Origin of the sequence: Erythrobacter fulvus, from assembly GCF_028595285.1 — a bacterium.
Lineage (GTDB): Bacteria > Pseudomonadota > Alphaproteobacteria > Sphingomonadales > Sphingomonadaceae > Erythrobacter > Erythrobacter fulvus.
In genome coordinates, this window is record NZ_JAQQXQ010000003.1 from 247,275 (window position 1) to 268,993 (window position 21,719).

Below are 21,719 nucleotides of genomic sequence, written 5' to 3' on the forward strand. Positions count from 1 at the left end.
CGGCGATACGAATATCTACGACGATGGCAGCGCCCCGACCTGCGCGGTCGAAGGGGCAGTGGCCGCGCCCGTGCCGCTTGAGGGCATTCGCGGCAAGCTGACCTGCAAGGCGCCGCTTGCGCCCTACACATGGTTCAAGACCGGAGGGCCGGCCGACTGGCTGTTCGAACCGGCCGACATGGATGATCTCAAGACCTTTCTCGAACGGCTCGGCGGAGAGATCCCGGTGATGGCGCTCGGCCTCGGCTCGAACATGATCGTGCGCGACGGGGGCGTGCCGGGCGTGGTGGTGCGGCTGGGCAAAACCTTCGCCAAGGTCGAACACACAGGCGAGCTGGAGCTGACCTGCGGCGGCGGGGCGAGCGGCATTCTGGTCGCCTCGACCGCGCGTGATCTGGGCATTGCGGGGCTCGAATTCCTGCGCGGCATTCCCGGCACGGTGGGCGGCTTCGTGCGCATGAACGGCGGCGCCTATGGGCGCGAAGTGGCCGACGTGCTGCTCGATTGCGCGGTGATCCTGCACGATGGCAGCTTCATCACGCTGAACTCGGCAGAGCTTGAATATTCCTATCGCCACTCGGCCCTGCCCGAGGGCGCGATCGTCGTTTCGGCCCGGTTCAAAGGCCGTCCCGGAGATCCCAAGGAAATCGGCGCCGAGATGGATCGCATCGCCGCCGCGCGCGAAGCTTCGCAGCCGCTGCGCACCAAAACCGGTGGATCGACCTTCAAGAACCCTGAAGGCATGAAGGCATGGCAGCTGGTCGACGAGGCCGGCTGCCGCGGCTTGACGCTCGGCGGCGCGCAGGTGAGCGAGAAGCACACCAATTTCCTGATCAACACCGGCACCGCCACCAGCGCCGACATCGAAGGACTGGGCGAGCTGGTGCGCGAGAAAGTCTATCAGCATTCGGGCGTGAGCCTCGAATGGGAAATCCAGCGAGTAGGACGTCCGTGAGTTTCGATCATCCCCTTCACGTCGCAGTCCTAATGGGCGGCTGGGCGAACGAGCGCGAGGTTTCGCTCTCGAGCGGGAAGGGCGTGGCCGACGCGCTGGAAAGCAAGGGCCACCGTGTGACCCGGATCGACATGGGGCGCGATGTTGCGCTTCGCCTCGCCGAAGCGAAGCCCGATGTCGTCTTCAACGCGCTCCACGGCGTCCCGGGCGAGGATGGCTCGGTACAGGGCATGCTTGACCTTATGGGCCTCGCCTATACCCATTCGGGCCTTGCCACCTCGGTGATCGCGATCGACAAGCAGCTGACCAAGCAGGCGCTGGTTCCCCACGGCATCCCAATGCCCGGCGGGCGGATCGTGACCCGCGAAGAACTCTACGAACGCGATCCCCTGCCGCGGCCCTATGTCTTGAAGCCCGTCAACGAGGGCTCCTCGGTCGGCGTCGCGATCGTCACCACCGACAGCAATGTGGGCAATCCGATCAGCCCCGATGCGCGCGGGCCCTGGCAGGAATTCGCCGAACTGCTCGCCGAACCCTTCATCAAGGGCCGTGAGCTGACGGCGGCAGTGCTCGACGGCCCCGAAGGCCCGCGCGCGCTGGGCGTCACCGAACTGGTGGTCGCCAACGGTTTCTATGATTACGAGAACAAGTACACTGCCGGGCGAACCGAGCACATTTTCCCGGCCAAGCTCCCGCCGGAAATCACCGCGCTGTGCGAGCAATATGCGGTCAAGGCGCATCAGGTACTTGGCTGCCACGGCACCAGCCGTACCGATTTCCGTTGGGACGAGGAGGCAGGCGAGGACGGGCTGTTCGTGCTGGAAACCAACACCCAGCCCGGCATGACGCCGCTCAGCCTCGTGCCCGAACAGGCGGCGCATTGCGGCATCCCCTATGCCGATCTGGTAGAGATGCTGGTGGCAGAGGCGCTGCGGGTTCACGCGCACAAACAGGCGAAAGGAGGTTCGCATGGCACAGCAGATCAGGCGTAGCTCCAGCACCGGCGTGCGCCGCGCCGCCAAGGCACAGAGCCGCAGCCTCACCGCGCGCAAGGCTGCGGGACAGGCGAGCGGGTTCATCGACTGGCTGATGGGGCTGTTCCCCTTCACCGAGGAACAGTGGAGCCGCATCTGGCTCACGCTCATTATCGGCAGCGCGGTGGCGCTGGCGGTGTTCATCGCCAGCCTCGCGGGCGTTCCCGCCATGGCCGAGGCGCAGGTGGCGCGGATCGCCGCCGATGCCGGGTTCGAGGTGCGCCACGTGCGCGTCACCGGTACAAACCGGATGGACGAAAGGCTGGTCTATGCCCGCGTGCTGTCCGAACGCAGCCGCGCCATGCCCGAAGTCGATCTCGCCGCCTTGCGCACCGAGCTGATGACGCTGCCATGGGTCAAGGATGCGCGCGTTTCGATCCAGCTGCCGCACACGCTTGCCATCGACATTGTCGAACGCACGCCCCACGCGGTGCTGCAAAAGCCCGATCGGCTGGTGCTGATCGATGCATCGGGCGTCGAACTTGAAACCGTCGCGAAGGACAAGGCCACGGATATGCTGCGCCTGTCCGGTCCGGGGGCGGGGCAGCAGGCCGCGCCGCTTGAAAAGCTGCTCGCCGCCGCACCCGCGCTCGCGCCGCAGGTCGAGGCGGCGGAATGGGTCGGCAATCGCCGCTGGAACCTGACTTTCAAGACCGGACAGCTGCTCGCGCTTCCCGAAGGCGAAATCGAAGCCGCGACCGCGCTGGTCAAGTTCGCGCGGCTGGACGGACAGAACCGCTTGATCGGCGGCAAGGTTGTGGCATTCGACATGCGCTCTCCGCCGCGGCTCTACATGCGTCTGCCCGATGGCGAGACCAAGGGGCCGAAGATCGCCGCAAACGCGGAAGGTGCGTTGTAATGGCCTCGCGTGCATCCTCGCAGCGCCGCCTTGCCCGCACCTTCGGCGCGGTCAACATCGGCAGCTTCCGCATTTCGGCAATGATCATGGGCGAGACTGAGACCGGCGAATTGCAGGTGCTCGGCTCAGGCCACCGCATGAGCGACGGGGTCAAACGCGGCTACGTCACCGACATGGAGGCGGCCAGCTTCGCCATTCGCGACGCGGTGGAGCGTGCCGAGAAGAGCGCGGGAACCAATGTGCGCAGCGTGTGGATCGCCTGCGCGGGTGCGGGCCTCGCCAGCTCTGTCGTATCGGTCGATATTGAAATCGGCGGGCGCCGGATCGAGGACGAGGACGTGGAACTGTTGCTGGTGCGGGCGCAGGACATGATCCAGCCCGACGGGCGCACAGTGCTGCATGCGCAACCTGCCCACTACACGCTCGACGGGGCGCACGGCGTTGCCAATCCGCGCGGGCTGCATGCCGAACGGCTTGGGGTCGATATCCACGTGATGCTGGCCGACGGCGCGCCGGTGCGCAATCTGACCGAGGCGGTGCAGAAGGCACACCTGTCGGTCGAAGGGGTGGTTGCCGCGCCGCTGGCCGCCGGCCATGCCTGCCTGACGCTGGAGGAACGCGAACTGGGTGTCGCGCTGGTGGAGATCGGCTCCGATGTCACCAATGTCGCGGTGTTTGCGGGCGGGATGCTGCTCGGGCTGAAGGCGGTGCCGATGGGTTCGGCCGACATCACCGATGCGATCGCCAGCGGCTTCGGCATCCGCCGTTCGCAGGCCGAACGACTGAAATGCGTGGCGGGTTCGGCGATTGCCAGTCCGGCCGATCACCGCGAGTTGATTCCGGTCAACGCGCCGAACGAGGCGCCCGACGGCACCGCGGGCGGGCCGCTGGCGCGCGGTGCGGATGACAAGAACCGGATCGTGCGCGCGGAGTTGGTGTCGGTGGTGACGCAGCAATTGTCGCTGCTCACCGGAGAAATCGGCAAGGCGCTCAAGGAAATGGGTTTTTCTGGCAGCCGGGCGGGGCAGGTGGTGCTTACCGGCGGCGGGGCGGAGCTCGCAGGGATGGCCGATTTCATGCAGGGCGCGCTGGGCCAGCCGGTGCGGCTGGGGCGGCCGCCGCAGCTGATCGGCATGCCCGAGGCGCATCACGCGCCCGGCTTTGCAACCTTGGCCGGGCTGTGTCTTTATGCGGCCGAGGACCCGGTCGATATCCGCGCAATTGGCGCCGGACGCGGCGGGCTTTACCGCGGCACGCCGAGCGAGGGCGGGCTGCTGGAGCCGCTATTCCGGCTTCTGCGCGCGCTCAAGGAGAATTTCTGAGGGCTTACGCTCTGTGGATAAGGGCTCGCACCCTATAAAATGTGACCGATGAATATGTCACAGATGAGCTAAGACGGCGGGAGCAAGGCCAAAAGTCCGCAGGCCCGCGCTGGAGGACAAGCTGATGAGCATCAATATCGGACCTGCCGCCACGGATGACATGCGTCCGCGGATTACCGTTATCGGCGTGGGCGGCGCGGGCGGCAACGCGATCGCCAACATGATCGAGGCGGAAATCGAGGGTGTCGATTTCATCGTCACCAATACCGATGCCCAGGCGCTGACCAAGTCGCCTGCGGAAAAGCGCATCCAGCTTGGCCCCGACATTACCGGCGGTCTTGGTGCAGGTGCGCGTCCCGAAGTGGGCAAGGCCGCTGCGGAAGAAACCGTGGCCGAGCTGGAAAAGGCGCTCGAAGGCGTCAACATGTGCTTCATCGCCGCGGGGATGGGCGGAGGTACGGGCACCGGCGCCGCCCCCGTGATCGCCGAGGCTGCGCGTCGCATGGGCGTTCTGACCGTGGGCGTCGTGACCAAGCCGTTCCTGTTCGAAGGCACCCGCCGCATGCGCGCGGCTGAAGCCGGGATCGAGGAACTGCAGAAGCACGTTGATACCCTGATCGTCATTCCCAACCAGAACCTGTTCCTCGTCGCCAAGGCCGAAACCACCTTCAAGGAAGCCTTCATGCTCGCCGACGAGGTGTTGCAGCAGGGCGTGCGCTCGATCACCGATCTGATGGTGATGCCGGGCCTCATCAACCTCGACTTTGCGGACGTGCGTTCGGTCATGAGCGAAATGGGCAAGGCGATGATGGGCACCGGCGAGGGCGAGGGCGAGAACCGTGCGCTCAAGGCCGCCGAACAGGCGATCGCCAACCCCTTGCTCGATGGCGTGTCGATGGCCGGGGCCAAGGGCGTGATCATCTCGATCATCGGCGGCGAGGATATGAAGCTGCTCGAGGTGGACGAGGCCGCCAACCACATCCGCGAGCTGGTGGACGAAGATGCCAACATCATCTGGGGCAGCGCCTTCAACCCCGATCTTGACGGCAAGATCCGCGTGTCCGTCGTGGCGACCGGTATCGAGCAGGGTGCGGTAGGCCAGGTGGAGCGGCCCCAGCCGGTCTCGCTCGGGGTCTCGCGTGCGCCCAAGCGTCCGGTGCTCGAACTGTCCGAGGATGACGGCCTGACCGAACTTCCCGCCGAGGAGCCCGAAGCCGAACCGGAAGCGGCCCCCGCAGCGGTTACCCCGCTGGCATCGGTGGGTTTCACGCTGACTCCGCCCGAAATGCCCGAGCCCGAAGCCGAACCCGAGGGTGAGACGGAAACCGGGAGCGCTGAGGCTTATGATCCTTCTGCGCCCTTCGATCTCACCGGCATGCAGGCAGGTGACGAGCTGGGCGATGAATATGAAGACGATGTCGATGGTATTGTCGATCCGCTCGCCGGCTTGCGCAGCGCTGAGGACGACGGCTTTGCCTATGGCGAAGACAACGGCGATGCCGAAGCGGGCGCAGCTGAAGAAACGCTCGAACTCGGCGGTGACTATGCCGAATACGAGGAAAGCGCGGAAACCGAAGAAGAACCGGCGCAAGACGACCTGCTGGCGAGTGCCGACCGTCTGGCAGCCGATGATCGCCCGGTCGAGGCGCGGCTTGGCGGCGCGCGCCGTCGCGGCCTGCTCGGCGGAGCTGCCAGTGATGGCGGCGAAGGCGGATCGCCCGGCGGCAGCACGCTGTTCGAACGCATGGCCAACCTGTCGCGCAGCACGGCTCGTAGCGAAGAAGAGGAAGAGGACGAGGATGATGACGGCCCCGCGCTGAGCATCCCGCGCTTCCTTGATCGCAATCGCAACCAGTAAGGCGGGCAGCATCCCGGCGTGCGACCATCCGGCGCGCGCCCGGTGCCTTTCGCCGCGCCCGGGCATGTGCCCCTATGGCAATACCGCCGTTCGGCGCTAGTTGACACGCCGTGACGTTCCGGTTCCCCTCCACACCTCCTCTGCTTGCCCGCTCTAGGTTCGTTCTGGGCATGGCTCTCGCTGCGCTTTGCGCCCCGGCGGGCGGGTATGCGCAGGAGGTGATTTCCCGCGAAGTCGTCCAGCCCCTACCGAGCGAGGAGGTCCAGCGCCTCAACCGCGCGCTGGTGGCGCTGGCGAAGGCCCCGCGGGATCTCGATGCACTGGTCGAAGCCGGGACCGCGGCGATGGGGGTCGACGATCTTGAAGCCGCCGTCGGGTTTTACGGGCGCGCGGCGGACATCGATCCCGGTCATCCGCGCGTCGCACTGGGTCTTGGCACGGTCTATCTGCGTTCAGGCCGACCGGCCGACGCCATCCCGCAATTCGATCGCGCGCGGGCGGCCGGTGTTCCGGAGCGCGAGGTGCTGGCCGATCAGGCGCTGGCCTACGATCTGGTCGGAAACCAGGCTGCGGCCCAGGCCGCCTATGCCCGCGTGATCGAGCTGGACCCGGGCAATGACGAAGCCCGCCGCCGCCTTGCGGTGAGCAACGCCATCTCGGGCAATCGCGTGCGGTTCGAGGAGGCGCTGCGCCCGCTGCTCGACAAGCGCGACATGGCCGCCTTCCGCGCTCGCGCCTTCGGGTTGGCTATCCTCGGCGATAATGATCGTGCGACGGCGATTGTCGAACAGGTGATGCCGCGCGACCTGTCCAGCCGGGTGGTGCCCTATCTCGCCTACATGCCGCGCCTGACGCCCGCACAGCAGGCGGCGGCGGCCAATCTCGGCATTTTTCCGCGCGCCGCCGATATCGGCCGCGACGATCCGCGGCTTGCGCGGCTGGCTGCCGAATCCCGTCTCGACAGTCGGCTGGAACCGTCCGGCGCGCCGCTGGGCCGGAGCGATAAGCCCGCGCCAGCACCCGCAACGACGCCGACACCGACACCGACACCGACTCCGGCACCAGCTCCGGCAACAACTGCGCGGCCATCGATTGCAACCGTCACCGCCGCGCCAGCGCCCACTCCGGCACCGACCCCTGTCGCCCCTGCCAAAACCGAATCGCGTCCGCCGCGTGTCGCCGATGCCTTTGCCGATCTGGTGGCCGACGAACTGCCCGATGCGCAGGTGGGCGTGGGCGCGGTCGACCTGTCGCGAATCACCGTTAAACGCGAAGCCCCGCCGCCGTCGCCCAAGCCGAAGGAGCCGACCAAGCCGGTGCATCCCAGCCGCGTCTGGGTGCAGGTGGCGACCGGCAAAAAGATCGACGCGCTGGGCTTCGACTGGCGCCGCATTTCCCGCAGCGGGGGCGACCTGTTGGCGAAGCTGAAGCCGCATACGACCCGTTGGGGCGAGGCGAACCGCCTACTCGCCGGGCCGGTCGACAGCCGCGAGAAGGCGCAGGCTCTAGTGCGCGAGCTGAAGGCGAAGGGGCTCGACAGCTTCCTCTACGTCAGCCCTGAAGGCGAAGAAATACAGCCGCTTAAGTGATTTCTTGCGGCTCTCCACGATAATCTTTGCACAGGCTTTGAACAAGCAAGGCAGGTTCTCCCCAACTGCCCCCGATCTGGCGATTGCCAAGCCACCCCTCGCACGTCCATTCGTGCCGCCGATGATTGCATCACTTGCCCCCCGCTTCGCTCCCCGGCCGCACCGCCGGGCACCTGCCCGATGAGGCCGCGTCAGATGGATTATTCCGCCGAGGACGATGCCGCACCGGTCGAGATGCTGGCGGCGCTGTTCGAGGCGCGCGGCTGGCCGTGCGAGATGGTTTCCGACGACGAGATGAGCGGCGAGGTGCAGGGCAGCTGGGCCAATTACCAGCTGCGCGCGATCTGGCGGGCGGAAGACCGGGTGCTGCAATTCCTCTGCCTGCCCGAAATCCGCGTGACCGAAGACAAGCGCGCCGCGGCCTATGAATTGCTGTGCCTTGTTAACGAACAGATGTGGCTCGGACATTTCGACATCTGGTCCAACGGCGATGTGCTGCTCTATCGCCACGGTGCGCTGCTGGGCGAGGACGGGCGGCTTACGCTCGACATGGCGCAGGCGCTGGTCGAAATCGCGATCGACGAATGCGATCGTTTCTACCCGGCCTTCCAGTTCGTCCTATGGGGCGACAAGAGCCCGCGCGCGGCGCTGGATGCGGCGATGGTTGACGTGGGCGGCGAGGCCTGAAAGGCTAAAGATCAAACATTCGCATCCCGTCCGCCCGGATGCCGCGCCCGCCGTGGCATAGCAGGGCTGCCTTTTTCTGTTTTCGCAGGTCGCCAGCATGGACGGGGCTTCGGCAGGCCCAGCCCGAAAAGGCTATTCGCATGATCAAACAGCTTCTCATCATCGGTTGCGGTAACATGGGCGGAGCGATGCTCGCCGGTTGGCTCAAGGCGGGCGAGAACCCGGCGCGCTTTGCCATTCTCGACCCCGCCTTGCCCGAGGCACCATCAGGCGTGACGCTTTACCGTGAGGCGGCCGAAGCCGAGGCGGCAGGCGCGCATGATGCGGTGATGCTCGGCTTCAAACCGCAGCAGCTGCGCGCGCTGGCACCGGGATTGCAGGGCCTGACGGGCGAGGGCGTGACCATATGTTCACTGCTGGCGGGGATCACGCGGGCGCAGCTTGCCGACGCCTTCCCCGGCGCCAAGGGCCATGTGCGGGTGATGCCCAACCTCGCCGCGCGCATCAACACGTCGCCGGTCATCCTGTGTGAAAGCGGCCTCGATGATGCGGGACGGGGCGATCTGTTCGCGCTCTACGATCTGCTCGGCACCGCGATCTGGCTTGATGACGAGGGCCGCTTCGATCTCGTCACCGCGCTTGCCGGATCGGGGCCGGGCTTTGTCTACCGCTTCATCGACGCGCTGGCGGGCGCGGCGGTGGAGCTGGGTCTCGAACGCGATGTCGCCGAGCAGCTGGCGCTGGTGACAGTCGATGGCGCTTCGGCGCTGGCGGCGGCATCCGATGTGGGCCCCGGCGAGCTGGCCGACCGCGTCGCCAGCCCCGGCGGCATGACGCGCGAGGGGCTGAATGTGCTCGACGAAGGGCAGGCGCTGCACCGCCTGCTGGTCGAAACCCTGCGTGCCACCCGCGACAAGGGCGCTGAGCTTTCCAAGGGTGCTTAAGATTAACGGCTGTTAAGCTGAACGAATTGCGCGCTTTGCAATCCGGTTTCGCTTGAAATGATCGGGGGAACCTCCGATATTCGCTTCCATGGAGAGCGCGGCGTTTCGCGCTCCATTGGAAGGAACAAAGGTTTCGCAATGGCTGACTGGAATGACACTTCGCGCAATGCGCAGCGCCTCGGCTCGGTGCCGCGCGCCGGTGGCGAGGTCGCCGGGCGTTATGACGAGGGCCTGCGCAAGTACATGCTCTCGATCTACAATTACATGGCCTCGGCAGTGCTGTTGACCGGTATCGTGGCGCTGATCGCCGCGAGCAGCGGCTTCGCCTTGGCGATGGCCGGAAGCCCGCTGATCTGGGTGGTCATGCTGGCCCCGCTCGGTTTTGTGATGGCCATGAGCTTTGGCCTCCACAAGATGAGCCAGGGCACGCTCAACCTCCTGTTCTGGGCCTACGCCATCGTGATGGGCCTGTCGCTCTCGACGATTTTCCTCGTTTACACGGGCGAATCGATCGCGGTCACCTTCTTCGCGACTGCGGGCGCTTTCGCGGGTCTCAGCCTCTACGGCTACACGACGAAGAAGGATCTGTCGGGCTTCGGCAGCTTCCTGATCATGGGCGTGATCGGTCTGATCATCGCCAGCCTCGTCAATCTGTTCCTGCAGTCCAGCGCATTCGCGTTTGTGATCAGCGGCCTCGGCGTTCTGATCTTTGCGGGGCTGACGGCTTACGACACGCAGCGTCTGAAGATGCAGTACGACCAGCTGCGCGGGTCGGAGTTCATGGGCAAGGCAGTGATCATGGGTGCGCTGAGCCTTTACCTCGACTTCATCAATATGTTCATGTTCCTGCTGCAGTTCCTCGGCAACCGCGAGTAACCGGAACACATTGTATCGGATCACCGCCGTGCGGCTCGTCCCACGCAGGTGTTGAAATGTCGAATGCCCGGGGCCTTTCCATAGGCTCCGGGCATTTGCTTTGTTACACTGCGCAGCTATCCCACCGCTTCAGGTTGGAGCAAACTGCGCGCGCGCATGGACACGCGCAAAGCGGCATCATGAGAGGTTGAGCAAAGATGAGCGTGGCCCCGCACAAGGCAGCATCCCCGATGCAGGCGGACAAGCAGGTCCGGCGCACGCCGTTCGGTCTGACCATGACTATGGTTGCGACCGGCGCGGCGCTGCTGGCTGCCTGCGCGACCCCAGCGCCGCCGCCCCCGCCGCCCCCGCCCCCGCCCCCGCCCGCCAAGGTGGTCGAGACGGTGCCCTATCGTCCGCTGCCGCCGGGCGGTGCGCATTATGTCATGGACATTCCCCCGCGCGGTGCCGACGGAAAGCGGCTGACGGTCAATAGCGGTCTCAACGACGATCATCTGGTGTGGCACCTGCGTTCGGCGTGGAACGTGGCGGCGCTCAATTGCCTTGCGCCCGAATACGAGCCAATCCTTGAAGGCTATCGCACCTTCCTCAACCGCAACGTTCGTCCGCTGAAGGCGGTGAACGACCGGATCGAGAAGGAATTCGGCCGTAAGCACAGAACCCGCCGCGATGCGATGGTGGCGCGTGACGGGCTGACCACGCGGGTCTACAACTTCTTCGCGCTGCCCGCCGCGCGTGCAGGCTTTTGCCGCGCCGCGCTCGACATGTCGAACCGCGCGCTTGCAGCTCCCCCTGCCGATCCGCTGAGCTTTGCGCGTGATAGTTTCGGCGGGCTGTTGCAGCCATTCGAAACCTTCTTCGACGAATACGAGGCCTACCAGCGGGCCTCGGCGGAATGGGACGCGAAATGGGGCGCCCAATATGGCCCCTCGCAGCCCGGCTGGGTGGTGGTTCAGCAGGCCCGCGCCAGCGGACTGCCGGTGCCCAGTGTCGCTGATCTGACGGGGCAAGGCGTGGCGGTGCAGACCGTGACCGATCCTGAAACCGGCGTGGCTGTGCCGGTTGTTCCGGTGAACGAAAATGTCACTTCGCAGCCGGTGGTGCAGCCGCTTTCCGAACAGCCCCCGCGTTCATCGGGGCAGTAACGTCGCGCGCGGCGACCGTGAAAATCGCCGTTGCATGGGTGCGCGCTTATCGCTAATGCGCGCCCTCGCCTGGCGGGGTTCTTCGCTGGGCATGCCTGGAACGGGGCCGTAGCTCAGATGGGAGAGCGCGTCGTTCGCAATGACGAGGTCAGGGGTTCGATCCCCCTCGGCTCCACCAGGAAACCCAGGCCAACCTTCCACAAATGAGCCAGACGGCGCCTAGCGCCGCAAGCGCGCCTGTCCTCAAGTAGCGAAGCGATAGGACAACCAAAACGCGCACCCGCAGAGCGTGAGAGCGAGGATATTGCGCTCGCGGAGGCGAGCGCGTAACACCGCAACGCGTTTCGGTAACGGGAATGCGGTGCAAATCCGCAGCTGTCCCTGCAACTGTAAGCGGTGAGTATGGAGTGCGTTCGTCCTTTCGGGGACGCAGCCACTGAAGCGGCGACGCTTTGGGAAGGTGAGCACTTCATGCGCTGATCCGTGAGCCAGGAGACCGACCGGGGCGTGTCGCTCTTTGCCGGGTTCAGGGGTTGGCCAGGCGCGGAAACTGACTTTCGTTGTGAGCGACATCGCTGGGCTGTGCGGGGATGGGATCGAACCCCTCGCGGCCATGAATGTTGCTGATGACGGGAGGAATCCGTGAAGAATTTTGCATTGTTGAACAGCGTCGCATCCGCGGCGCTGGTTTGGGCTGCGCCTGTGGTGGCACAGGATGAGGCTGTCGAGGCGCGTGAGGATGGGGTCTACTCAGGGCCAGAATCGTTCCCCATCCTCGTCAGTGCCAGCAGAACCGGGACGACGCTGCTTCGCGACTACACCGGCTCGGTGAGCGTCATCACCGCCGACCAGTTCGAAGACCGCCAGACCCGCGACATTGCCGATGTGCTGCGCGATGTGCCGGGCGTGGCTGTGGCCGGCGTGCCGGGGCAGACCCAGATCCGCCTGCGCGGCGCGGAGGCCAACCATGTGCTGGTGCTGGTCGACGGGATCGAGGTGTCCGATCCCTTTGCCGGCGAATTCGATATCGGCACGCTTCAGGCCGATATCGGCGCGCGGGTGGAGGTGCTGCGCGGGCCGCAATCGGCGCTTTACGGGCCGGACGCCATCGGCGGCGTGATCGCCTATGACAGCGCCAGCGGGCGCACGGTTCCGGGCTTTGCCGCAAGGCTGGAAGGCGGCACGCAGGGCACTCTCAACGGCACGCTGCGTTACGGGGCCCACGGCGACAGCTGGGACGCGGCGCTTTCCGCCGTGGTGGTCAGCACCGACGGCCAGCCCAACGCGCGCGGCGGCGTGCGTGACATTGGCCGCGACAGCTACACCCTGTCGGGCAAGGGCAGCGTCGAAGTGGCCGAGGGGTTCGCCCTGCGCGCAGCCGCCCGCTTTATCCGCACTGAGGGGCAGTTCAACGATCAGGATTTCAACCCCGCCAGCCCCACCTTCGGCTTCGTGATCGACAGCCCCGGCACGCGCTTTACCAACGAGGCGGTCTACGCCCTTGTCGGTGCGCGGGCCGAGGTGCTGGACGGGCGCTGGACGCATGATCTGTCCGCGCAGGTGGCAGACATCGCCCGCGACACATTCGGCCCCTTCGGGCGGTCGAACTCGTCCGAGGGCGATCGGGTGAAGCTATCCTATGTCAGCGCATTGCGGCTGGCCGAAGCGCACAACCTTACCTTCGCCGCCGATTACGAGGTCGAAGGCTTCCGCAACACCACGCCCGGCGGCTTTGCCTTCAACGGACGGCGCGAGATCGAGCAACTCGGTTTTGTCGGCGAATATCGCTACGCGGGCGAAGCCTTCGATCTGTCGGCGGCGATCCGTCATGACATCAATGATCGCTTCCGCGACGCGACCACTTTCCGCGTCGGCGCAGGCTACCGCGTCACCGATACCACCCGCCTGCGTGCGGCGGCGGGATCGGGGGTCAAGAACCCCGGCTTCTTCGAGCTGTTCGGCTTCGTCGACGGACGCTTCGTCGGCAATGACGCGCTGCGACCCGAAAAATCGACCGGCTGGGAAATCGGCGTGGATCAGGACATCGCAGATGGCGCGCGGCTTTCGGTGACATATTTCGACAGCGAGCTGAAGGGCGAGATCTTCACCACTTTCCCGCCGCCCACCTTCATCGCCACCCCCGCCAATCGCACCACCACCAGCAACCAGCGCGGGGTCGAGCTCTCGCTTTCGGCAAAGCTCGCCGAACAGTGGAGCCTTAATGCGGCCTACAGCTATCTCGATGCCGAAGAGAACGGGCGCGAGGAAGTGCGCCGCCCCGAACATATCGCCAGCGCCGCGCTGACATGGACGGCACCCGGCGATGCCGCCTCGGCCACGCTGGTGGTGCGCCACAACGGCGCGGCGCTGGACGATGCCTTCACCGATCCCAGCTTTGTGCCGGTGCGGGTGCGGCTGGATGACTATACGCTGGTCAATCTCAACGCCCGTGCGCGGCTGGCCGAGGGGATCGACGCCTTCGCGCGGATCGAGAACCTGCTGGGTGAACGCTACGAACAGGTGTTCAGCTTCGTCTCTCCGGGACGCAGCGCAGTGGTGGGCGTGGAGGCGCGTTTTTGAGTTCCGCACCCCGTCCGGGGTGCGAAATCCTCGCTCGCGCGGCCTGACGGCCGCATCGCTGCGGGCGGGCGCCAGAAATCTTTGGCGCCCTTGCGGCCCTTCGGGCCGAGAGCTTGCCGCCCAAAGCTCTCGCAATTCATCGAGGAAATGCCTAGGTAGCCGCCATGCATTTCCTCGACCAGGCCAAGATCTATCTGAAGTCCGGCGCTGGCGGCCCCGGGGCCGTCAGTTTCCGGCGCGAAAAGTATGTCGAATATGGCGGCCCCGACGGCGGTAACGGCGGGAGCGGCGGCGACATCGTGTTCGAGGCTGTGGCCGGGCTGAACACCCTGATCGACTTCCGCTATACGCAGCATTTCAAGGCCCCGCGCGGCGGGCACGGCATGGGCAGGGACCGCACCGGTGCCAGTGCGAAGCCGCTCGTGATCGAAGTGCCCGTCGGCACGCAGATCCTGTCGGAAGACAAGGAAGAGGTGCTCGCCGATTTCACCGAGGTCGGCCAGCGTATCGTGCTGCTCGAAGGCGGGATGGGCGGGCGCGGCAATGCCAGCTACAAAACCTCCACCAATCGTGCCCCGCGCCAGCACCAGCCCGGGATGCCTGGTGAGGAAATGTGGGTGTGGCTGCGGCTGAAGCTGCTCGCCGACGTGGGCCTTGTCGGCCTGCCCAATGCGGGCAAATCGACTTTCATCAACGCGGTGTCCAACGCGCAGGCCAAGGTGGGCGATTACGCCTTTACCACGCTGGTGCCCAAGCTGGGCGTGGTGCGCCACAAGGGACGCGAATTCGTGCTGGCCGACATTCCCGGCCTCATCGAGGGTGCCGCCGACGGGGCAGGCATTGGTGACCGCTTCCTGGGCCATATCGAACGTTGCCGCGTGCTGATCCACCTGATCGATATCACCGGCACCGGAGAAGCCGACCCGGCAGAGGCGATGCGCATCGTCGAGGATGAACTGGCCGCCTATGGCGCCGATCTTGAAGACAAGCCCCGGCTGGTCGCTCTCAACAAGCTCGATCTGGCCGATGCCGAACTGGTCGAGGCGTTCCGCAAGGAACTGCTGGCGGCCGGCGCGGACAAGGTCTTCGCGGTGTCGGGCGTTTCGGGTGCGGGAATCGAGGAACTTCTGGACGCGGTGCTCGCTTACCTACCAGACCGAACCGCCACCGAAACCAAGGCTGCGGCCGTGGAAGAGGTGGATCAAGAGGATGGCAGCGCAGGCGAATGGTCGCCGCTCTGACCTTCGCACGTCCGACCGTGCGCCTCAGAACCTGACGAACACCGGGGGAAACCCATGAAAATCGAGAATCTGCTCGACTTCCGCGATATCGAGAAATGCCCGCGCCTTGTGATCAAGCTCGGCTCGGCGCTGCTGGTGCACGAGGATGGCGAACTGCGGCACGAATGGCTGCGCAGCGTGGCGAGCGAGATCGCCGGCGCGCGTGAGCGCGGACAGGAAATCATCGTTGTCTGTTCCGGCGCGGTGGCGCTGGGCGCGGCGATGCTGGGCCTGCCGGGCGGCGGGCGCGAGACGCTGGCCCATGCGCAGGCGGCGGCATCTGTCGGGCAAGTGTTCCTGATTGCAACCTGGGCGCAGCTGCTGGCCGAACATAATCTGGTGGCGGGGCAAATGCTGCTGACGCTCGATGATCTCGAAGGCCGGCGGCGTTATCTCAACGCCTCGGAGACGCTGCGCGAACTGCTGGCGCGCGGGGCGGTGCCGATCATCAACGAGAACGACTCCATCGCCACCAGCGAAATCCGCTTCGGCGATAATGACCGGCTGGCCGCGCGGGTTGCGCAGGCGGCTTCGGCGCAGGGCATCTTGCTGCTGACCGATGTAGAGGGGCTGTATGATCGCGACCCCGCCCATCCCGAGGCCGAATTTCTGCCCGAAGTGCGCGGGGTGACCGAGGAAATCCACCAGATGGCGAGCGGGAAGTCGTCATCGGGCAAGGGCTCGGGCGGGATGACCTCGAAACTGCTGGCCGCCGAAATTGCCGAACGCACCGGCATCGCGCTCGCCATCATCAAGGGGGTCGACGATCTGCCGATCGCCTGCGCCATGGCGGCCAATCGCGGTACGCTGTTCCTGCCCAAGCGCGACGACAATGCCTGGAAGAGCTGGATTGGTGGCCGCTTGCGCTTCAACGGCTCGATCCGTGTCGATCAGGGCTGCGTCGAAGCGCTGCACCGTGGCAAGAGCATCCTCGCGGCGGGGATCATCGGCGTGTCGGGCGAATTCGAGCGCGGCGACGTGATCAAGGTCGAAGACCCGGACGGCAAGATGATCGCCAAGGGCATGATCGAATATGACTGGGACGAATGCGACGCGATCAAGGGGCTGCGCAGCGAGGAAGTGGCCGAACGGCTCGGCCATCTGCCGCGTGCCTGTGTGATCCATCGGGATCATCTGGTGCTGCTGTGAGCCACCTTGCGATCACCGGAGCGACCGGCTTTGTCGGCAGCGCGGTGCTGGGCGCGGCGCTGGCGGCGGGCCACCGGGTGAAGGCCCTGGCGCGCCGCGATCAGCCTGCGCGCGAGGGCGTCGAATGGGTGCGCGGCGATCTGGCCGACACGGGCGCGCTCGCCGCGCTGTGCGAAGGCGCGGCGGCTGTGGTGCATGTCGCGGGCCTCACCAACACTCCCGACCCCGCAGAATTCGAGGCCGCCAATGTCACCGGCACCGCGCGGGTGGTGGAAGCGATGCGTTCCGGCGGAGCGCGGCGGCTGGTGTTCGTCTCCTCGCTCGCCGCGCGCGAACCGAAGCTGTCGGCCTATGGCGCGTCCAAGGCGCGGGCGGAAACGGTGGTGGAAGCCAGCGGGCTCGACTGGACGACGGTGCGCCCGCCTGCGGTTTACGGGCCTCGTGATATCGATATGCTCGAACTGTTCCGCGCCGCGAAGTGGGGCGTGGTTCCGCTGCCGCCCGGCGGGGCGACTTCGATCATCCATGCCGACGATCTGGCCGCATTGCTGATCGCGCTGACGGGCAGTGCCGCGCCGACGAAAAAGAAGACCTACGAACCCGACGACGGGCGCGAGGGTGGGTGGAGCCACAAGGAACTTGCCCAAGCCATCGGAAAGGCGGTGGGCCGGGGTTCGGTGTTCGCTCCGCATCTGCCCGAAGGCGTGCTGATCGCCGCTGCCGCCGCCGACCGTTTCCTGCGCGGTGACCGGGCCAAACTCACCGCTGACCGGGTGGGCTATATGTGCCATCCCAACTGGGTGTCACGCTTCGATCGCGCCGTGCCGCCGGGCATCTGGCAGCCGGCAATCGCGGGCGAGGATGGATTGAAGGCAACGGCAGAATGGTACCGCCGCGAGGGGTGGCTCTAGCTGCGCGGCGCGGCGCAGGCTTCGGTGCTGTAGGCTTCCTTGTAGGTCTTGCCCCAGCAACGCTCGAAGGCTTCCAGAACGTTGAGATTGGGCGGCCAGCTCATCTTTACAACGGTTCCGTCGGGCAGGGTGAAGCTGCTGCTTTCCGCCTCCGGTATGGTCTTTAGCCGGGCAATGGCCGCGTCTAACTGTTCCCGGTTGCCTTCCAGAAAGGCAATCGTGCCCGACACATAGTGGTTCCAGCCGAAATCCCCGTCGAATTCAGGCGGATTGTAGGTCAGCCTGAACAGCGCGATTGCCTCATCCGTCTGGCCGCCGAATGCGCGCATCTGGCCTTCGTGCCAGTACAGGATGCCTTCGTGATCGCGCTTGGCGTGGCGCCATTCGCGGATCAATTCTGCCGCGGCAATCTCGCATCCCTCTTTCATGCCGAGCGGACGCCAGCCCCCGTCCATGTCCTGATCGAAGGCATTGCGATCGAGCGCCAGCATCGCCTCCAGATCATAGGAGCAATCGGGCGCGGGAGCGGGTTCGGCAGGCTGGGCGGCAGCGAGAAGCAAGGCGAGCATGGCGCCAGCCTAACGCATTGCCGTGTCTTGCGAAAGCACGGTTAGAGGAACGGTTCCTCGCCCGGCTTGTGGATGCCGCATTCGGTCTTGTCCCAGCCCTTCCACCGGCCCGAGCGCGGGTCTTCGCCGGGAGCGACCTGGCTGGTGCAGGGCGAGCAGCCGATCGACGGATAGCCCTGCGCGATCAGCGGGTGGCGCGGCAGGTCGTGGGCGATGAAATAGGCCTCAATCTGGCTGGCGTCCCAATCGATCAGCGGATTGATCTTGAGCCGCCCCTGCGCGTCCGAAGTGTCCACCTCGAAACGCGGCAAATTGGCGCGGGTTCTGGCCTGAAACGCCTTTCGTCCCGTGAAGCTGGCGTCGTAATCCGCCAGAGCCTTTTCCAGCGGACGCACCTTGCGGATCTCGCAGCAGCCGTCGGGATCGTAAGACCACCTGAGGCCTGTTTCGTCCTTCGCGGCAAGGTCCGCCGGGTCGGGTGTCAGCACCACAAGGTTCAGCCCGAGCCGTTCCGCCAGCGTGTCGCGATAGGCCAACGTTTCGGCAAAATGCTTGGCCGTATCGAGGAACAGCACCGGCACGTTGGCATCGACGCTGGCGACCAGATGCAGCAGCACCGCGCTTTCCGCGCCGAAGCTGGAGACGACGGCGAGATCGCCCGCCAGACGATCACGGATGACCGCTTCGAGCATTTCCTGCGTCGAGGAACCGCGGAACATCCGGTTGAGCCGCACCGCGTCGTGCTCGGTAAAGCGCGGGGCGAGGTCGAGCCTGTCGCGGGTGCGATCGGTGGCGGGGTTGGTGGTGTCAGGCTTCATGGCGCTTGTCCGCGATGGTGCGGCGCGCATCCGCGGCGCGTTGATAGACGTTTTCCCAGGTGGCAAAGGCGCGCCGGGCGGCGTCCTCGTCCAGCCGCTTGTCGGGGGCGAAAGAGTCGAACCCGCAGCGGCGCATGTGACTGAGCTGATCGATCCCGATATCGCCCACCGCGCGCAATTCGCCGGTAAAGCCTGCCTCGCGCAGGATACGGGCGGCGGAATAGCCGCGCCCGTCGCCGAACACGGGGAAGTTCACTTCGACCAGCGCCAGCCGGTAAAGAAAAGGCAGGATCAACCGCGCATCATCGCCCGGTTCGATCCTGACGGCGGTCGCGTTGGTCTGGTCGCAGCAGGCATCGACGGTGACGGTGCCGTGATCCACCGGCTCGTCATCGCGGAACCGGAACTGCACCTCGTCGGGGCTGGTGCCGAGGTCGCGGGCGTTACCCATACAATGCCTCCTTGAACGGCTCCATTCCGATGCGGCGATAGGTATCGAGGAAACGCTCGCCATCAGCGCGGGCGGCGAGATAGACATCGGTGACTTTCTCGACTGCGGCAATCACGCCGTCCTCGTCGAAACCGGGGCCGGTGATCTTGGCGAGGCTGACATCCTCCGCCTCCGATCCGCCGAGCGAGAGCTGGTAGTTTTCCACCCCCTTCTTGTCGACGCCGAGGATGCCGATGTGGCCCGCATGGTGATGCCCGCAGGCATTGATGCAGCCGGAGATTTTCAGCTTCAACTCGCCCACCACATCGGTGCGACCCGTCTCGGCAAAGCGTTCGGAAATGCGCTGCGCCAGCGGGATCGAACGCGCATTGGCGAGCGAGCAGTAATCGAGGCCCGGGCAGGCGATGATATCCTCGATCGTGTCCATGTTGGGCGCGCCGAGACCGGCCGCATCCAGCGCCGTCCACACCGCCTTCAGATCCTTGATCGCCACGTGCGGCAGCAGCAGGTTCTGGGTGTGCATCACCCGCAGTTCATCGAAGCTGTAAAGCTTCGCCAGCCGCGCCACGATCCGCATCTGGTCTGCCGTGGCATCACCGGGAATGCCGCCTACCGGTTTCAGGCTGATGACGGCCGAGACATAGGCATCATGCTTGTGCCGGTGGGTGTTGCGATCCACCCACAAGGCGAAATCGGGGTCGGAACGGTCGATTGTCTTGGGGCCGTCCGCGAAGGGGGGATCGGTGAAATGCGCTGCAATCCGCGCCAGTTCCTCGCGCGGGGGCTCGACACCGACGGAAAGCAGGTGGGCGAATTCCTCCTCCACCTGCCGGATATATTCCTCCGCGCCCAATTCGTGAACGAGGATCTTGATGCGCGCCTTGTACTTGTTGTCGCGCCGGCCGTAGCGGTTGTAGACGCGCAAGGCGGCCTCGGCATAGGTGATCATCTGGTCGATGGGCACGAAATCGCGGATCAGCGGCGCGATCATCGGGGTGCGGCCCATGCCGCCGCCGGCATAGAATTGGGCGCCCACTTCGCCTGCGTCGTTCCTGACGATGCGGATGCCGATATCGTGCAGGCGCATCGCCGCGCGGTCTTTCTCTGACGCGATCACCGCGATCTTGAACTTGCGCGGCAGGTAGGTGAATTCCGGGTGGAAGCTCGACCACTGGCGCAGCAGCTCGGCATAGGGGCGCGGGTCGATCACCTCGTCGGCAGCGGCGCCGGCGAAGTGATCAGAGCTGATGTTGCGGATGCAATTGCCGCTGGTCTGGATCGCGTGCATTTCGACACTGGCCAGATCGGCAAGAGCGTCGGCGGCATCCTCCAGCCTGATCCAGTTGTACTGGATGTTCTGGCGGGTGGTGAAATGGCCGTAGCCGCGATCATATTTCTCCGCGATCATGGCCAATGCCTCCATCTGGCGACTGTTCAGCGTGCCATAGGGGATCGCCACGCGCAGCATGTAGGCGTGGAGTTGGAGATAGAGACCGTTCATCAGCCGCAGCGGCTTGAACTGGTCCTCGCTCAGTTTTCCCTCGAGGCGGCGGCGCGCCTGATCGCGGAATTCCTCCACGCGCGCTTCGACCATCGCCTGATCATATTGGTCGTATCGGTACATATCAGATCACCCAGTCCCAGCCGGTCTTGTCGGCAGTCGGCACGGCGAGGTCACGCCGGACGGTCGGGCCGAGCGCGCGCACCCGGTCCTTGATATGCGCAGGCCGGACATGGCCCGCCTCGTCGATGCTGGCTTCAATGGCGTAGGGCACGTTGACGCGGCGCGCGGCTTCCTCGCGGGCGAGGATCTCTTCGGCGTCATCGCCCACGTCCACCGCATCGTCGACAAACAGCGACCAGCCGCTGCCGTTCCACCACACCACTGCGCCGCTGCGCAGGTCATTGCCGGTGAGGATCCTCATTGCGCGGCCTCCTGCGCCAGTGCCGCGACAGCGATGTCATCGCGGGCGGTGACATCGCCGATCACGATCAGCGCGGGGCTTTTCACGCGTTCCGCCTCGACCAGATCGGGCAGCCCTGCGAGCAACCCGCGCAGCACCCGCATTTCGGGGCGCGCGGCATTCTCGATCACGGCGAGGGGCATGTCGGGGGCGAGGCCGTCGGCCATCAGCTTCTCGGCGATTTGCGGGGCGGTGGAGACGCCCATGTAGATCACCAAGGTGCGACCCTTGCCGGCCAGGCCCGACCAGTCCTGTTCGGACAGGCCCTTGCACTGGCCGGCGACAAAGCTGACGATGCTCGACGCCTCGCGGTGGGTGAGCGCGATCTGCGCTGCGGCCGCCGCGCCGTTGGCGGCGGATATGCCGGGGACGACCTCTACCGGAACGCCTGCGGCACGGGCGGTTTCGGCTTCCTCGCCGCCGCGCCCGAAGATGAACGGATCGCCGCCCTTCAACCGCACCACGTCGCGGCCCGCCAGCGCCTCGCGCACCAGCAGGGCGTTGATGTCCTCTTGCGGCAGGGTGTGGCGGGCGCGCTGCTTGGCGACCGAGATCAGCCGCGCATCGGGGCGGGCGAGGGTGAGGATATCGGGGCCTATCAGCCCGTCATGAACGATTACTTCGGCCCGCTCGATCAGGCGGGCGGCGCGCAGGGTCAGCAGGTCCGCCGGACCCGGCCCTGCGCCGACGAGATAGATGGTGCCAATCGCTTGCATGGCAATGCAGAT

General features: G+C 65.8%; 20 protein-coding genes, 1 tRNA gene and 1 riboswitch. Of the genes, 15 read left to right on the top strand and 6 right to left on the bottom strand.

The window, feature by feature from the left end:
• The first annotated feature begins 58 nt into the window (after positions 1 to 58).
• The 15 genes from murB to OIK40_RS05705 all read left to right on the top strand — a co-directional run bounded on the left by murB (position 59) and on the right by OIK40_RS05705 (position 17,189).
• Positions 59 to 955: a UDP-N-acetylmuramate dehydrogenase gene (murB, locus tag OIK40_RS05635; RefSeq protein ID WP_273676994.1), complete on the top strand. Its 897-nt coding sequence runs from the start codon at positions 59 to 61 to the stop codon at positions 953 to 955.
• A complete protein-coding gene (locus OIK40_RS05640) occupies positions 925 to 1,947 on the top strand; it encodes a D-alanine--D-alanine ligase (protein WP_273676905.1) in 1,023 nt (340 codons plus the stop codon). The genes murB and OIK40_RS05640 overlap by 31 nt, the downstream gene beginning before the upstream one ends.
• Entirely contained in the window at positions 1,925 to 2,848 is a 924-nt protein-coding gene (locus OIK40_RS05645) for a cell division protein FtsQ/DivIB (protein WP_273676906.1), read from the top strand. The genes OIK40_RS05640 and OIK40_RS05645 overlap by 23 nt, the downstream gene beginning before the upstream one ends.
• Positions 2,848 to 4,170: a cell division protein FtsA gene (gene ftsA, locus OIK40_RS05650; RefSeq protein ID WP_273676908.1), complete on the top strand. Its 1,323-nt coding sequence runs from the start codon at positions 2,848 to 2,850 to the stop codon at positions 4,168 to 4,170. Before OIK40_RS05645 ends, ftsA begins: the two co-directional genes overlap by 1 nt.
• A 124-nt stretch (positions 4,171 to 4,294) precedes the next feature.
• Entirely contained in the window at positions 4,295 to 6,028 is a 1,734-nt protein-coding gene (gene ftsZ / locus OIK40_RS05655) for a cell division protein FtsZ (protein ID WP_273676910.1), read from the top strand.
• Positions 6,029 to 6,198: 170 nt separating this feature from the next.
• Positions 6,199 to 7,617 carry a tetratricopeptide repeat protein gene (locus OIK40_RS05660; protein ID WP_273676912.1) on the top strand — a complete coding sequence of 473 codons (1,419 nt, stop codon included), beginning with the start codon at positions 6,199 to 6,201 and terminating at the stop codon, positions 7,615 to 7,617.
• 195 nt (positions 7,618 to 7,812) lie between these two features.
• Entirely contained in the window at positions 7,813 to 8,304 is a 492-nt protein-coding gene (locus OIK40_RS05665; protein WP_273676914.1) for a type III secretion system chaperone family protein, read from the top strand.
• A gap of 140 nt (positions 8,305 to 8,444) precedes the next feature.
• A complete protein-coding gene (locus tag OIK40_RS05670; RefSeq protein WP_309557507.1) occupies positions 8,445 to 9,248 on the top strand; it encodes a pyrroline-5-carboxylate reductase family protein in 804 nt (267 codons plus the stop codon).
• Between the two features lie 138 nt (positions 9,249 to 9,386).
• Positions 9,387 to 10,124, top strand: coding sequence for a Bax inhibitor-1/YccA family protein (locus OIK40_RS05675; RefSeq protein WP_273676916.1), 738 nt, complete (start codon positions 9,387 to 9,389; stop codon positions 10,122 to 10,124).
• Between the two features lie 197 nt (positions 10,125 to 10,321).
• Complete coding sequence (locus OIK40_RS05680) at positions 10,322 to 11,269, top strand: hypothetical protein (RefSeq protein ID WP_273676918.1); 948 nt, start codon at positions 10,322 to 10,324, stop codon at positions 11,267 to 11,269.
• A gap of 102 nt (positions 11,270 to 11,371) precedes the next feature.
• Positions 11,372 to 11,447: transfer RNA gene (locus OIK40_RS05685), tRNA-Ala, on the top strand.
• 150 nt (positions 11,448 to 11,597) lie between these two features.
• A riboswitch (cobalamin riboswitch) is annotated at positions 11,598 to 11,788 on the top strand.
• Positions 11,789 to 11,911: 123 nt separating this feature from the next.
• The gene (locus tag OIK40_RS05690) at positions 11,912 to 13,849 is read left to right on the top strand and encodes a TonB-dependent receptor plug domain-containing protein (RefSeq protein WP_273676919.1); all 1,938 of its coding nucleotides are present in this window, start codon (positions 11,912 to 11,914) and stop codon (positions 13,847 to 13,849) included.
• Between the two features lie 164 nt (positions 13,850 to 14,013).
• Entirely contained in the window at positions 14,014 to 15,090 is a 1,077-nt protein-coding gene (gene cgtA, locus OIK40_RS05695) for an Obg family GTPase CgtA (protein ID WP_273676920.1), read from the top strand.
• A gap of 54 nt (positions 15,091 to 15,144) precedes the next feature.
• Positions 15,145 to 16,278: a glutamate 5-kinase gene (gene proB / locus OIK40_RS05700; protein WP_273676922.1), complete on the top strand. Its 1,134-nt coding sequence runs from the start codon at positions 15,145 to 15,147 to the stop codon at positions 16,276 to 16,278.
• A complete protein-coding gene (locus OIK40_RS05705) occupies positions 16,275 to 17,189 on the top strand; it encodes an NAD-dependent epimerase/dehydratase family protein (RefSeq protein ID WP_273676923.1) in 915 nt (304 codons plus the stop codon). The genes proB and OIK40_RS05705 overlap by 4 nt, the downstream gene beginning before the upstream one ends.
• Here OIK40_RS05705 and OIK40_RS05710 read toward each other — a convergent pair.
• The 6 genes from OIK40_RS05710 to cobA are packed head-to-tail and all read right to left on the bottom strand — an operon-like array spanning position 17,186 to position 21,707.
• Positions 17,186 to 17,758 (bottom strand): hypothetical protein, encoded by a 573-nt coding sequence (locus tag OIK40_RS05710; RefSeq protein ID WP_273676925.1) that lies wholly within the window; start codon positions 17,756 to 17,758, stop codon positions 17,186 to 17,188. The genes OIK40_RS05705 and OIK40_RS05710 overlap by 4 nt on opposite strands.
• A gap of 41 nt (positions 17,759 to 17,799) precedes the next feature.
• Positions 17,800 to 18,576, bottom strand: coding sequence for a phosphoadenylyl-sulfate reductase (locus tag OIK40_RS05715; RefSeq protein WP_273676926.1), 777 nt, complete (start codon positions 18,574 to 18,576; stop codon positions 17,800 to 17,802).
• Positions 18,566 to 19,027: a DUF934 domain-containing protein gene (locus tag OIK40_RS05720; RefSeq protein WP_273676927.1), complete on the bottom strand. Its 462-nt coding sequence runs from the start codon at positions 19,025 to 19,027 to the stop codon at positions 18,566 to 18,568. Before OIK40_RS05720 ends, OIK40_RS05715 begins: the two co-directional genes overlap by 11 nt.
• Positions 19,020 to 20,651 (bottom strand): nitrite/sulfite reductase, encoded by a 1,632-nt coding sequence (locus tag OIK40_RS05725; protein WP_273676928.1) that lies wholly within the window; start codon positions 20,649 to 20,651, stop codon positions 19,020 to 19,022. The genes OIK40_RS05720 and OIK40_RS05725 overlap by 8 nt, the downstream gene beginning before the upstream one ends.
• A 1-nt stretch (position 20,652) precedes the next feature.
• Complete coding sequence (locus tag OIK40_RS05730; RefSeq protein WP_273676929.1) at positions 20,653 to 20,952, bottom strand: DUF2849 domain-containing protein; 300 nt, start codon at positions 20,950 to 20,952, stop codon at positions 20,653 to 20,655.
• Positions 20,949 to 21,707: a uroporphyrinogen-III C-methyltransferase gene (cobA, locus tag OIK40_RS05735; RefSeq protein WP_273676931.1), complete on the bottom strand. Its 759-nt coding sequence runs from the start codon at positions 21,705 to 21,707 to the stop codon at positions 20,949 to 20,951. Before cobA ends, OIK40_RS05730 begins: the two co-directional genes overlap by 4 nt.
• Between the last annotated feature and the right edge of the window lie 12 nt (positions 21,708 to 21,719).

Bases quoted from the DNA above. Each gene is read 5' to 3' on its own strand.
- OIK40_RS05640 (WP_273676905.1), top strand. From the start codon at position 925: ATGGGAAATCCAGCGAGTAGGACGTCCGTGAGTTTCGATCATCCCCTT.
- OIK40_RS05645 (WP_273676906.1), top strand. From the start codon at position 1,925: ATGGCACAGCAGATCAGGCGTAGCTCCAGCACCGGCGTGCGCCGCGCC.
- ftsA (WP_273676908.1), top strand. From the start codon at position 2,848: ATGGCCTCGCGTGCATCCTCGCAGCGCCGCCTTGCCCGCACCTTCGGC.
- ftsZ (WP_273676910.1), top strand. From the start codon at position 4,295: ATGAGCATCAATATCGGACCTGCCGCCACGGATGACATGCGTCCGCGG.
- OIK40_RS05660 (WP_273676912.1), top strand. From the start codon at position 6,199: ATGGCTCTCGCTGCGCTTTGCGCCCCGGCGGGCGGGTATGCGCAGGAG.
- OIK40_RS05665 (WP_273676914.1), top strand. From the start codon at position 7,813: ATGGATTATTCCGCCGAGGACGATGCCGCACCGGTCGAGATGCTGGCG.
- OIK40_RS05670 (WP_309557507.1), top strand. From the start codon at position 8,445: ATGATCAAACAGCTTCTCATCATCGGTTGCGGTAACATGGGCGGAGCG.
- OIK40_RS05675 (WP_273676916.1), top strand. From the start codon at position 9,387: ATGGCTGACTGGAATGACACTTCGCGCAATGCGCAGCGCCTCGGCTCG.
- OIK40_RS05680 (WP_273676918.1), top strand. From the start codon at position 10,322: ATGAGCGTGGCCCCGCACAAGGCAGCATCCCCGATGCAGGCGGACAAG.
- cgtA (WP_273676920.1), top strand. From the start codon at position 14,014: ATGCATTTCCTCGACCAGGCCAAGATCTATCTGAAGTCCGGCGCTGGC.
- proB (WP_273676922.1), top strand. From the start codon at position 15,145: ATGAAAATCGAGAATCTGCTCGACTTCCGCGATATCGAGAAATGCCCG.
- OIK40_RS05710 (WP_273676925.1), bottom strand. From the start codon at position 17,758: ATGCTCGCCTTGCTTCTCGCTGCCGCCCAGCCTGCCGAACCCGCTCCC.
- OIK40_RS05715 (WP_273676926.1), bottom strand. From the start codon at position 18,576: ATGAAGCCTGACACCACCAACCCCGCCACCGATCGCACCCGCGACAGG.
- OIK40_RS05720 (WP_273676927.1), bottom strand. From the start codon at position 19,027: ATGGGTAACGCCCGCGACCTCGGCACCAGCCCCGACGAGGTGCAGTTC.
- OIK40_RS05725 (WP_273676928.1), bottom strand. From the start codon at position 20,651: ATGTACCGATACGACCAATATGATCAGGCGATGGTCGAAGCGCGCGTG.
- OIK40_RS05730 (WP_273676929.1), bottom strand. From the start codon at position 20,952: ATGAGGATCCTCACCGGCAATGACCTGCGCAGCGGCGCAGTGGTGTGG.
- cobA (WP_273676931.1), bottom strand. From the start codon at position 21,707: ATGCAAGCGATTGGCACCATCTATCTCGTCGGCGCAGGGCCGGGTCCG.